Origin of the sequence: Streptomyces sp. NPDC060064, assembly GCF_042736455.1 — a bacterium.
In the GTDB taxonomy this organism is placed as follows: domain Bacteria; phylum Actinomycetota; class Actinomycetes; order Streptomycetales; family Streptomycetaceae; genus Streptomyces.
Map to the genome: position 1 here is coordinate 84,453 of NZ_JBHWWF010000007.1, position 11,835 is coordinate 96,287.

Sequence of the window (11,835 nt, forward strand, 5' to 3'; positions counted from 1 at the left end):
GGTGCCGCTGCACCACCGGCCCCCGGGCGGTGGGTGGGGTCCGTCGGGCGGGCGCCCCGGTCCTTGTCGGGACCGGGGCGCCCGTCCGCTGTCAGCAACGCGACGAGGAACCTGGCCCGTCTCTGGACGCCGCAACAGCTGTCCGGGGCCCGCCTGCCACTGCATCCGGCGCCGTGACCGATGAGTTTTCGGTTGCCGTCCCGTCCATACCTCTGAACCTCTGACCGGGAAGTGACATGAGGAGCGGTGATGACCGACGCACAGAAGCAGGTCCAGACAGCGATCGACCGGATGGTCGACTCCGGTGCGGAACGCGGTGTGCAAGTTGCCGTCTACCGGCACGGCGACCTGCTGGTCGACGCCGTGGCCGGCGTCGCCGATCCGGAGACCGGGCGGCCCGTGACGCCGGGGACCGTGTTCTACAACTTCTCCATCGGGAAGGCCGCGACGTCGACCGTGGCACATGTGCTCGCGGATCGCGGCGCCTTCGGTTACGACACACCGGTGGCAGAGCTGTGGCCGGAGTTCGCCGCGCACGGGAAGGGCGGGGTGACCGTACGGCACGTTCTGACGCACTCGGCCGGAGTACCGGGCGTGCCTGCGGACACCTCGGTGGAGGATCTCTGCGACTGGGAGTCGATGTGCGCGGCGATCGCCGACGCCGAGCTGTGGTGGGAGCCGGGCACGGCGGTCGGCTACCACGCCTACACCTTCGGCTACATCGTCGGAGAGATCGTGCGCCGGGTGACCGGCAAGCCCATCTCGCAGGTACTCCAGGAGGTCGTGACCGGGCCGCTGGGCGTGGCCGACGAGCTCTACTTCGGCATGCCGGCCTCCGAGCACGGCCGGCTTGCCCGGCTGGAGGACGAAGCGGGCTCAGCGGACATGATGGACGGCCTCCCGGAGGATCTGCCGATGTTCAAGGCGGGGCCGCTCTCCCTGTTCCCGACGGCTGAACTCGGCAACCGCAGTGACATCCTCGCCGCCGACATCCCGGCCGGCGGCAAGACCTCGGCCCGCGCCATGGCGCGTCTGTACGCCGGGCTGCTGGGCGATGTTCCCGGTGTCCGGCTGATCTCGCCGGAGCGGCTGCGTGAGGTCACGGCCGTGGCGGCCGAGGGCACCGACCGGATCTTCGGGAACGAGAGCTCATGGGGGCTGGGCTACTCGATCGGCCTCCCCGGCGTTGAAGGGAAGAGGAGCGCGTTCGCGATGGGCGGCGCCGGCGGAAGCTTCGCCTACGGGGACACGGCCAACGGCATCGCATTCGCGATGACCAAGAACCGGCTGACCGTGGACTTCTCTGCCGCCATGGAGCTCATCGGTATCGTGACCGGGGCCACGACGGAGAGCTGAGAGGCGCCCGGAACGGTGCGCGTGCGGGCGCGCCGTCCCGAAGCCGTAGCTCGTCGTTCTCCAGCGGGGGTCTTCGGGTCAGGGGTCTCAGCTCTGGGTTTCTCGAAGCGGGGCACCGATGGCCAGGTCCTCATCGAGTTTTGCCCTCACAGCGGAGCGGAGCATGGGAGGGGGCGTTGTGACTCCTCCCCGCCCTCAAGGGCGGGGCTTCTCGCTATGCCTTGTTGGCGTTACGACGGACCAGCCCGGCCCGTAGAACATTGAGTGCCCCAACCTTGTCGGCATGCGCCTGGTGGCCGCAACTGACGCAGTGGAACTTCTCCTGCGTGGGCCGGTTCTCCTTGGCGGTGTGCCCGCATTCGGGACACCGTCGGGAGGTGTTGCGGGGGTCCACGGCCATCACTTCCCGCCCGGCACTCTCAGCCTTTGCGTTCAAGATCGCGAGGAACACCCCCCACCCGGCGTCAGCGATCGAACGGTTCAGGCCGGCTTTGGCCGCTGCCCCGTTGGGCAGGAAGCTGCCTGGTTGGTCGGGGTCCGGCTTCGGGGCGGGGGCCCTGCTCATGTTGCGGATCTTGAGGTCTTCGTGCGCGATGAAGTCGTGTTCACGGATCAGGGCGACGGCGGTCTTGTGCGCGTGGTCCAGGCGCTGACGCCGGACCTTGTTGTGCAGGGCCGCGACCTTCTCCACAGCCCGCTGGTGGTTCTTGGTGCGGTCCTTGGCCTTGCGGCGAGGGAATCGGCTCAGGGCCTGCTGTGCGGCCTCCAGCTTCGCAGCGGCCTTGCGGGCGTGGCGCGGGTTGGGGGTGTGCTCGCCGTTGGAGTCGGTGAGGAACGACGCTGTACCGAGGTCGATGCCGACCACACTGCCGGTTGCGGGAAGCGGCTCAGGCTGGGTCTGCTCTGCGGTGAGAACGACGTACCATTTGCGCCCCTCGCGCTTGACCGAGACGGTCTTGACCTTGCCGACCACCGGGCGGTGCTGGTTGACCTTGACGTGTCCGACGCCCTGGAAACGCACTCGGGTGACGGGGTCGTACGGGGTGGAGTCCCAGCGGCAACCGTCGCCGTCCTTGGGAAAGTCCACCGTGTCGAACCAGTTCACGCCACGAAAGCGCGGGTAACCGGGCTTGCCCCCGGCCTTGATCCGCCGGAAGAACGCTGCGAACGCCTTGTCCAGCCGGCGAAGCGTCGCCTGCTGCGAGCTGAACGACCAGCGGCCCTGGCGCTCGGGGTCGAACGCCCGGATGTCCTTGAGCTGCCCGGACTGCTGCCCGTACTTGACGCTCGTCTTCGAGACGTGCCGGTAGGCGTCGCGGCGTTCCTGCAACGCACCGTTGTAGAGCGAGCAATGATCCCGCAGCATCTCGCCGAGCGCGGCCGTCTGACCCACGGTGGGCCGCATGAGGAACTTGTACGCACGGATCATCCAGCCCACCCCCTTCGATCGAGTCCGTTGGCCATATTACCCTTGGCGGATGTCACCACGCTGGGAACCAGACCCCGATATCCGCCGAGGAAACCACGTCATCTACAAACTGCACGTGCACTTGGTGTTTGTCACCAAGTACCGGCGTGGCGTCTTCAACGACGAGATGCTGACGCGCTGCGAAGAGATCATGCGGGACGTCTGCCAGTCCTTCGAGGCAGAGTTGCGTGAGTTCAACGGCGAAGAAGACCACGTCCACCTGCTCGTGCACTACCCGCCGAAGATTCAGCTCTCCAAGCTGGTCAACTCCCTCAAGGGCGTCTCATCCCGGTACCTGCGCCAGGAGTTCACCGGCCGTACCAACCGGGCCACCATGCACGGCCGGTTCTGGTCCCCGTCCTACTTCGCCGCGTCCTGTGGCGGAGCACCATTGAGCATCGTCAAGGAGTACATCGAGCAGCAAAAACGTCCGCTCTGACCAGCACGTCGGAGCAGTCCCGAGATCGCATTCCCTCCCGGCCTGAAGGCCGGGATTCCCTGCGAAGATCAGGGATGGACAGCCCACTGTTCGACGAGAGTCAGGAATCCGCCCAGCTCGTCCCGGACGGAGCCCAGAAGTTCGGGCAGCTCATCTCGAGGTATGTCGATGGGGACCCCCGTCGGATGCTCCGCGTCCGGCCACAGACGGACGAGCGATCCGACCTGCTCGAGGCGCGGCGCGGGATCGTGGCCGAGCCATGGCTCTTCGCCGTTCATCAGATCGAGCCAGTCCCGCCAATTCTCCAGGCCGAAGCAGCATCCTGGTAGTGCGGTGACGCCGGTATTGGTGTCCCGGATCCGCAAGCCACCCGGCGCGATGGCGGTTTCAGCCGCCGCCAGGCGACGGATCTGCTCGATGCCGTCCTCGGAATCCAGGGCCGGACGGTCGCGATGTCCCTCGTTGTAGCTAGTCAGGATCGCCATCGCAGTACCGACCTCTCGCGGCGACAGTCGGCCGGAAAGGGCCAGGAGGTGGTCTGCTTGCGGATCGGCGATGGGCCAGAGGGTGAAGTCGGTGGCCGTATAGGTTTCCAGGACTGCATCCATGATCAGCACGTCTCCAGTGTCGCCGTACGCCGAAGCGAACGCCTCTCCTTTTCCTCGTGACGTATTTCCTGGTGAGGGTACGAGTCATGGCCGGCGTCCCGCACGACAGGCATCTGGCTCCGCAGCCTCCGCCCCGCAATGTGATCCGAACCAGCAACGCTCCCTGAGCGGCCTCGGGGAAGTTCAGGCACCCGCCCCGACCCAGGCGTCAGCCTCGCGCAGGAAAACGCCCCGCCAGGAATTGCTCGAACGTGCCCTTGCCCACGGCCCGCTCCGGCGTCAGATGCCCGCCCGTCCGGAACCCGCGGTAGGCCTTGCCTGCCAGGCGCATGCTCAGCAGGGGACGGCGTCGTCCGCTCGCGCGCAGATAGGCCCGGGCCAGCTCCGGAAACGTACGCACCTCGGGGCCGCCCATGTCCGGCACCCGCCCCGCGGGCGCCCCGGTTGCGAGCTCGGCCAGCCGGGCAGCGACCTCCGCCACCTCGATCGGCTGGTCGGCGACCCCCGCCGGGAGCAGCATGACCGGCAGCTTCGCCGAGCCTTGCAGGAGTTGCAGCACCAGGTCGTGGAACTGCGTCGTGCGCAGCACGGTCCAGCCGAGCTCCGATTCCTCGACCAGCCTCTCGACGGCGAGCTTGGTCCGGTAGTAGCCGAGCGGCACCTGGTCGACGCCGACGATCGAGATGTACACCAGATGCCGCACCCCGGCCCGGCGGGCCGCCTCGATCAGATGGCGTGCCGCCGGCTCGTCGCCGCCGCGGGGCGTGGTCGCGCAGTGCACGACCGTGTCCACGCCCGCGACGGCTTCGGCCAGTCCCGTGCCCTCGCGCAGGTCCACGGCGTACGGCCGAGAGTGTCGGCTCAGCACGCGCACCTCGTGCCCGTCCGCGCGCAGCCGCTCGGTGACGAGCCGGCCGAGCGTTCCGGTGCCGCCGGTCACCAGGATCGTGGTCATCGCAGTTCTCATCCCTTCGGTGGGCGTGCGCTCCCCGGTGGAGTGCCCGTCACCCGCTGAGAACCGACGAGCACCCAAAGATGTGACGGCCTCTTCGTGACCGCACTCACCCATCGATCGCCCAACGGTCGGCGCCGCTCCAGCGCAGATACGCGTCCTGCACCGCGTCCTCCGCCTCCTCGGCGGAACCGAGCAACCGGTAGGCCAGGCCGAACATCCTGGGGCGGTGGGCAGTGAACTCCTCGGCGGTCCCTGACGTCACGCGCCCAGCCTGTCACAGGCGCGGAAGCAGCCTAGGACCGCGGCCCGGTCGGCCGTCCGCGCACTCGGCCCGACGCCGTGGCCGACGCGGTAGCCGACGGCAAGGCGTATTCCTCACGCGTCAACCGCGCCTACCTGCGGCGGACCCGTATCGTGGCGGCTCAACCCGCAACAGGCCCTGGTCCGCTCACACGGAGTCGCCGGGCCGGGTTGCATCGCCGGCGAACTCCCTTATCAGGTCGAGAAGACGTGCGGGCTGTTCGATCTGCGGGAAATGACCCGCGTCCGCGACGAGTTCGAACCGCGCCGCCGCGAACGACTCCGCGTATGCCTTGCCGTAGGCCGGGGTGACGATCCCGTCCTCCCGGCCCCAGGCGACAAGGACGGGCACATCGACCTTGGGCAGCCGCCGACGCAGCTCCGGGTCGTGCATGTACGGATCGCGGGCGTAGACGGCGGCCGCCGTCCGGTTTGCGGCGGCCGCGGCGATTTCGTCGTTGGTGAGTGTGGCCGGGTCGGGCCACACAGACGGGTCATGGAAAGCCAGCCGGGCGGCCTGGTCGGGGTGCAGGGCGAAGATGTCGGCGATCTCGGTGGCGTCCCCGTCGACGTGGATGCCGACGGCGTTCACGAGGACGATGCGGCCGATGCGGGAGGTGTCGCGCAGGGCGAGTTCGGACGCGATCCAGCCGCCCAGGGAGTTTCCGACCACGGTGACGTCACGCAGGTCGAGCTGCCGGAGCAGATCGAGGTAGACGGACGCGAGTCCGGGGATGCTGTCGAGGTTGTCGGGACGTGGGCGGCCCGCGAAGCCCGGGTGGGTGGGCGTCAGCACCCGCCCGTGGCCGGCCAGCAGCCTTGCGAACGGCAGGACGGAGCCGGGGCCGGCGCCGCCGTGCAGGAGGAGGAACGGGCGCCCGGTGCCCTGGTCGTCCCAGGTCAGGCTGACTCCGCCGATGAGCGGGGCGGCATGGGCGTGGGCTGCTGTGCGGTCGGACATGGGTGAGCCCTTCAGAAGGTGTGCGGCGACGACACCCCGACCCTAAGTAATGATGTTTATATAAGCAAGCTTACTCAGTCCTCTATAGTGGCCGTATGCCCGTTGCACTCCAAGACCTGGGGCTGGCCGTCAAGCGGCTGCAGCACCGTCATCACCGCACTCTCGACGCCTTGCTGATCGAGCAGGGAACCACGCTCGTCCAGTGGGACGCCCTCCGTGCCATCCACCGCCATCCCGAGTCGACGTCCCACGAGTTGGCACTGCTGACCTTCCAGAGCGACCAGTCCTTCGGCACGCTCGCCAAGCGGCTGCTCGCGCAGGGTCTCATCGAACGCACCGTGGGACCCGGCCGGGCCATCCGGCACCGACTCAACCCTGCGGGCGAGGCCGTGCTCAACAAGGGGCAGGCGGTGGTGGACCGTGTGCTCGCGGAGTCCTTCGCACCGCTCTCGCCGCAGGAACGGGATCTGCTCCATTCGCTGTTGATGCGACTGCTGCCCGAACGGGCCCAAGCCGACACGGAACTCCGCAACTGAGTCACACGTCGACCAGCTGCGCCGCCGTTCACCGAGTACACCTCACGCGTTCCTCCGGCCGTTCCGGAGTCCCGGGTGTCAACCTTGACGCCCATGAGCATCAAGGCCATGCCGTCAGGCGTGTTCCTTCCGATTACGGTGCGAACCGGAGGAAGATTCCGGCGAGGTGAAGTCCGTCCAGGTACGGCACCTCATCCACGCCAGTGGGAGCCATGACCGTGCGGTGGTCCACAACTCGAAACCGATACCGCGATGAACGGTACGCGCGACCAGGCCGTACTGCTGGCTGGCAATGACACCTGGACCGTCACCGCCACGGCCGGCCTGTCATCCGCCGGCCGGGCAGGAAGGGACATGCTGTGACCCTGTCTTCCTCGAAGGCCAGACTGGCTTCCCTGCGCGCCGACCTCGAGCGCCGCAACCCCGCACAGCCTGAATTCCATCAGGCATCAACGGAAGTGCTGGAGACCCTGGCTCCCGTGCTCGCCGTCCGTCCCGAGTACGCGCAGCCAGGGCTCATCGAGCGCCTCTGCGAGCCCGAACGGCAGATCATCTTCCGGGTGCCCTGGCAGGATGATCGCGGCGCAGTGCACGTCAACCGAGGATTCAGGGTGGAGTTCAACAGCGCACTCGGCCCTTACAAGGGCGGCCTGCGTTTCCACCCTTCGGTGAACCTGGGCGTCGTGAAGTTCCTCGGCTTCGAGCAGATCTTCAAGAACGCCCTCACCGGGCTGGGCATCGGCGGCGGCAAGGGCGGCAGCGACTTCGACCCACGAGGTCGTTCGGATGCCGAAGTCATGCGCTTCTGCCAGTCCTTCATGACGGAGCTCCACCGGCACATCGGCGAGCACACCGACGTCCCGGCCGGCGACATCGGCGTCGGCGGCCGCGAAATCGGCTACCTCTTCGGCCAGTACCGGCGAATCACCAACCGCTGGGATGCGGGCGTCCTCACCGGCAAGGGCCAGGGGTGGGGCGGCTCAGCGATGCGCACGCAGGCGACCGGATACGGCAGCGTGCTCTTCGCCGCCGAAATGCTGAGTCGGCGAGGCGAAGAGCTCGCGGGCCAAGGGGCCGTGGTCTCCGGCTCGGGCAATGTTGCGATCCACACCATCGAAAAGCTGACGCGCTGCGGCGCCCATCCCATGACCTGCTCCGACTCCGAGGGCTATGTGGTGGACGAGAAGGGCATCGATCTCGAGCTGCTCAAGCAGATCAAGGAGGTTGAACGCGCACGCGTCAGCGAGTACGCCTCGCGCCGCGGCGCCTCCGCCCGCTACGTCCCCGGCGGCCGCGTGTGGGACGTACCCTGCGACGTCGCCTTCCCTTCGGCCACCCAGAACGAGCTCGACACCCAAGACGCTCGCACCCTTGTCCGCAACGGGGTCAAGGCCGTCTCCGAGGGCGCCAACATGCCCACCACCCCGGAAGCGGTGCGCATCCTGCAGGACGCGGGTGTGGCCTTCGGCCCGGGCAAGGCCGCGAATGCCGGCGGCGTCGCCGTCAGCGCCCTGGAGATGCGCCAGAACGCCGCCCGTGACTCCTGGACACCCGGGCGCGTGGAGGACGAACTCGCGGAGATCATGCGCGATATCCACCGCGTCACGTACGAGACTGCTGAGCGCTACGGAGCACCAGGCGACTATGTGACGGGAGCGAATATCGCAGGCTTCGAGCGCGTCGCGGACGCGATGCTCGCCCAGGGAGTCATCTGACGGGAGCGGTAGCCGGTCGGTGGGCCCGGTCGACCCCGGGCCCACGCAGCGAACACCATGACAGGCGACGGGCAGCATTCTGCAAGAAGCCCCAACGACTCCTGTTGCGCTAAGCATTGACGAAACAAGGGCGCAGATCTAGCTTCATCGCGTTGCACTTCAGACGTCATATATGAGACGCGATACGCGAGATCTGAGAGTGTCCATGGCTTTCGCCCCGAGCCCGATCCCCTCCCGGACCCAGTACGTACTGGAGGCGATCAAGCACGCCATCCTCACCGGCGGCCTCAGCCCCGGCCAGGCCCTCGTCGAGACTGAACTCGCCGCGCAGTTCGGGGTGTCGAAGACACCGGTACGGGAAGCACTCAAGACTCTGGCCGGCACCGGCCTGGTCGTCATGAGCCAGTACAAGGGAGCCACCGTCCGCACGGTCGACGCGGGCATGGCGCGCGAGGTGTACGACGTGCGGCTGCTGCTGGAGCCGGAGGCGCTGCGGCGGTCCATCGAACACTCGGCGGACCTGGACACCGCCAAGGACGCCCTGCTCAAGGCCGATGACTCCGCCGACCGGGCCGAACGCTCGCTGGCCAACCGGGAGTTCCACCGTGCCTTGTATCTGCCGTGCGGCAATCCGCTGCTCGCGCGGATGCTCGACGAGCTACGCGATCAGGCGGCACTGGTCTCGGCCGTGGTCTGGGCCGCCCAGCCGTCCTGGGAACTGGAGGCAGTCGAGCACCGGGAGATTCTGCGGCTCGCACTGGCCGGGGACGCCGACGGAGCGGCCCGCGCCCTGCGCGAACACATCGCCGACTTCGTACAGCGGGCGTTTCCTGAAGGAGCGGACGCATGACCACCTCGGATTTCCCTTCCCTGCGCGCCGCGCTCGCCGATGTCGTGGCAATCCCCGTCACCCCCTTCACCGCAGATGACACGCTCGACACCGACACTCACCGCGCACTGCTCAGACGGCTCCTCGACGGCGGTGTACGCACCGTCACGCCGAACGGCAACACCGGGGAGTACTACGCGCTGAGCCCCGAAGAACGGCGCGCCGTCACCGAGTTGACCATCGATGAGGTGGGTGACCGGGCGGCGGTTCTGGTCGGTATCGGCCTGGACCTCCCGACCGCTGTCGCAGCCGCCGAGCATGCCCGCGCCGCGGGGGCCGGGATGGTGATGGTGCATCAACCTGTGCACCCGTACGCCTCGCAGGACGGCTGGACCGACTACCACCGTGTGATCGCCGAGGCGGTGCCGGAGCTCGGTGTCGTCCCGTACATCCGCAATCCGCAGCTCGGTGGTGACTACCTCGCCGAACTGGCGGACTTGTGCCCCAATGTCATCGGCGTGAAGTACACCGTTCCGGATGCCGCGAGGTTCGCCGCCTTCGCCCGGGACGCCGGCCTGGACCGCTTCGTCTGGGTCGCCGGACTCGCCGAGCTGTACGCACCGTCCTACTTCGCGAGCGGCGCCACCGGCTTCACCTCCGGTCTGGTCAATGTCGCCCCGACCGTCTCGCTGACCCTGCTGACCGCGCTGCGTGCGGGCGACTACCCGGCCGCCATGAAGATCTGGGAGCGGATCCGGCCCTTCGAGGAACTGCGCGCCGCTCATCAGTCCGCCAACAATGTGACGGTGGTGAAGGAGGCCCTCGCGTCGCTCGGTCTGTGCCGGCGCGACCTCCGTCCACCGAGCCGCGCACTGCCGGAAGCGCAGCGTGCGGCGGTCGCCGGACTCGTGGCCGGTTGGGCCGGATGACCGTCAAGCGCCCCGAGGAACTGCGCAGTCACCAGTGGTACGGAACGGACGGGCTGCGCTCGTTCAGCCACCGCGCCCGCACCCGCCAGCTCGGCTATCTGCCCGAGGAGCACCTGGGCAGGCCCGTCATCGCGATCCTCAACACCTGGTCCGACATCAACCCCTGCCATGTCCATCTGCGTGACCGGGCTCAGGCCGTCAAGCGCGGTGTGTGGCAGGCCGGCGGCTTTCCGCTCGAATTCCCGGTCTCCACACTCTCCGAGACCTTCCAGAAGCCGACCCCGATGCTCTACCGCAACATGCTGGCGATGGAGACCGAGGAGCTGCTGCGCTCCTATCCGGTGGACGGCGCGGTACTGATGGGCGGCTGCGACAAGTCCACGCCCGCGCTGCTGATGGGCGCGGCCAGCGCCGACCTGCCCACCGTGTTCGTACCGGCCGGGCCGATGCTGCCGGGCCACTGGCGCAATGAAGTACTCGGCTCCGGGACGGACATGTGGAAGTACTGGGACGACAAACGGGCCGGGCTGATCGGCGACGCGGAGATGGCCGAGCTGGAGAACGGACTGGCCCGCTCCCCCGGCACCTGTATGACCATGGGCACCGCTTCCACGCTGACCGCGGCGGCCGAGGCGCTCGGCGTCACCGTCCCCGGCGCGTCGTCCATCCCGGCCGTCGACTCCGGGCACGAACGGATGGCTGCCGCCTCCGGGCGGCGGATCGTCGGCCTGGTGCACCAGGACCGGAAGCTTTCGCAGATTCTCACGAGGGAGGCGTACGAGGACGCGGTCGCCACGGTTCTCGCCCTCGGCGGCTCGACCAATGCGGTGATCCATCTGATCGCGATGGCCGGGCGCTCGGGCGTGCAGCTCACGCTCGACGACTTCGACCGCATCGCCCGTACCGTGCCGGTGCTGGCCAACCTCCGGCCCGGCGGCCGCTATCTGATGGAGGACTTCCACTTCGCCGGCGGACTCCCGGCGTTCCTGGCCCAGTTGACGGACGTACTGCATCTGGACCGGCCCACTGTTGCGCAGGACACTCTGCGTGAACAGCTCGACGGCGCCCTCGTCCACAACCCCGATGTCATCCGCCCGCGCGAGAATCCGCTCGCCGAGGAGGGCGGCGTGGCCGTGCTGCGCGGCAACCTCTGCCCCGACGGCGCGGTCATCAAGCACATCGCCGCCGAACCCCGCCTCCTCAAGCACACCGGACCCGCCATGGTCTTCCCCGACTACAGGACGATGCAGCGAACCATCAACGACCCCGGGCTCGGCATCACCGCCGACCATGTGCTGGTGCTCCGGGGCGCGGGCCCCAAGGGCGGCCCCGGCATGCCCGAGTACGGGATGCTGCCGCTCCCCGACCACCTGCTCAAGCAGGGTGTACGGGACATGGTGCGGATCTCCGACGCCCGGATGAGCGGCACCAGCTACGGCACCTGCGTACTGCATATCGCCCCCGAGTCGTACGTCGGCGGGCCGCTGGCGCTGGTCCGCAGCGGGGACCTCATCACCCTGGACGTCGCGGCGCGCACCCTCAGGCTCGAGATCCCGGACGAGGAGCTCGAGCGGCGCAGGGCTGAGTGGACTCCGCCGCCCGAGCGGTACGAACGCGGCTACGGCGCCCTCTACACCGAGCAGATCACCCAGGCCGACACCGGCTGCGACTTCGCCTTTCTCGCCAGGCGCGGCAAGAACCCCGACCCGTACGCGGGTTGAGCTCCGCTCCTGAGCCTC

At 68.3% G+C, this 11,835-nt stretch carries 12 protein-coding genes; 7 read left to right on the forward strand and 5 right to left on the reverse strand.

What is annotated here, in order from left to right; all coding sequences use genetic code 11:
• The first annotated feature begins 249 nt into the window (after positions 1 to 249).
• Positions 250 to 1,356, forward strand: coding sequence for a serine hydrolase domain-containing protein (locus tag ACFWDI_RS11430; protein WP_385303043.1), 1,107 nt, complete (start codon positions 250 to 252; stop codon positions 1,354 to 1,356).
• Between the two features lie 214 nt (positions 1,357 to 1,570).
• Here the strand turns inward: ACFWDI_RS11430 and ACFWDI_RS11435 are convergent, their stop codons facing one another.
• Positions 1,571 to 2,785: an RNA-guided endonuclease InsQ/TnpB family protein gene (locus ACFWDI_RS11435; RefSeq protein WP_385303045.1), complete on the reverse strand. Its 1,215-nt coding sequence runs from the start codon at positions 2,783 to 2,785 to the stop codon at positions 1,571 to 1,573.
• A 49-nt stretch (positions 2,786 to 2,834) separates the two neighbouring features.
• Between ACFWDI_RS11435 and tnpA the strand changes: the two genes are divergently transcribed.
• The gene (tnpA, locus tag ACFWDI_RS11440) at positions 2,835 to 3,263 is read left to right on the forward strand and encodes an IS200/IS605 family transposase (protein ID WP_385303046.1); all 429 of its coding nucleotides are present in this window, start codon (positions 2,835 to 2,837) and stop codon (positions 3,261 to 3,263) included.
• A 68-nt stretch (positions 3,264 to 3,331) separates the two neighbouring features.
• Here the strand turns inward: tnpA and ACFWDI_RS11445 are convergent, their stop codons facing one another.
• The 4 genes from ACFWDI_RS11445 to ACFWDI_RS11460 form a co-directional block, all read right to left on the reverse strand.
• Positions 3,332 to 3,880, reverse strand: coding sequence for a hypothetical protein (locus ACFWDI_RS11445; RefSeq protein ID WP_385303047.1), 549 nt, complete (start codon positions 3,878 to 3,880; stop codon positions 3,332 to 3,334).
• A 199-nt stretch (positions 3,881 to 4,079) separates the two neighbouring features.
• Entirely contained in the window at positions 4,080 to 4,826 is a 747-nt protein-coding gene (locus ACFWDI_RS11450) for an SDR family oxidoreductase (protein ID WP_385303048.1), read from the reverse strand.
• Between the two features lie 106 nt (positions 4,827 to 4,932).
• Positions 4,933 to 5,088 carry a sigma factor gene (locus ACFWDI_RS11455; RefSeq protein WP_385303050.1) on the reverse strand — a complete coding sequence of 52 codons (156 nt, stop codon included), beginning with the start codon at positions 5,086 to 5,088 and terminating at the stop codon, positions 4,933 to 4,935.
• Between the two features lie 186 nt (positions 5,089 to 5,274).
• The gene (locus tag ACFWDI_RS11460; RefSeq protein WP_385303053.1) at positions 5,275 to 6,087 is read right to left on the reverse strand and encodes an alpha/beta fold hydrolase; all 813 of its coding nucleotides are present in this window, start codon (positions 6,085 to 6,087) and stop codon (positions 5,275 to 5,277) included.
• Positions 6,088 to 6,182: 95 nt separating this feature from the next.
• On the opposite strand from ACFWDI_RS11460, the gene ACFWDI_RS11465 reads away from it, so the two are divergent.
• From ACFWDI_RS11465 to araD, 5 genes are all read left to right on the forward strand, one after another.
• On the forward strand, positions 6,183 to 6,623 hold the full coding sequence (locus tag ACFWDI_RS11465; protein ID WP_385303054.1) for a MarR family winged helix-turn-helix transcriptional regulator: 441 nt from the start codon (positions 6,183 to 6,185) through the stop codon (positions 6,621 to 6,623).
• Positions 6,624 to 6,982: 359 nt separating this feature from the next.
• Entirely contained in the window at positions 6,983 to 8,338 is a 1,356-nt protein-coding gene (gene gdhA / locus ACFWDI_RS11470) for an NADP-specific glutamate dehydrogenase (RefSeq protein WP_385303055.1), read from the forward strand.
• A gap of 205 nt (positions 8,339 to 8,543) precedes the next feature.
• Positions 8,544 to 9,188 carry a GntR family transcriptional regulator gene (locus ACFWDI_RS11475; RefSeq protein WP_385303058.1) on the forward strand — a complete coding sequence of 215 codons (645 nt, stop codon included), beginning with the start codon at positions 8,544 to 8,546 and terminating at the stop codon, positions 9,186 to 9,188.
• Complete coding sequence (locus ACFWDI_RS11480) at positions 9,185 to 10,096, forward strand: dihydrodipicolinate synthase family protein (protein ID WP_385303060.1); 912 nt, start codon at positions 9,185 to 9,187, stop codon at positions 10,094 to 10,096. The genes ACFWDI_RS11475 and ACFWDI_RS11480 overlap by 4 nt, the downstream gene beginning before the upstream one ends.
• Complete coding sequence (gene araD / locus ACFWDI_RS11485; RefSeq protein WP_385303061.1) at positions 10,093 to 11,817, forward strand: L-arabinonate dehydratase; 1,725 nt, start codon at positions 10,093 to 10,095, stop codon at positions 11,815 to 11,817. The genes ACFWDI_RS11480 and araD overlap by 4 nt, the downstream gene beginning before the upstream one ends.
• The last annotated feature ends 18 nt before the right edge of the window (positions 11,818 to 11,835 follow it).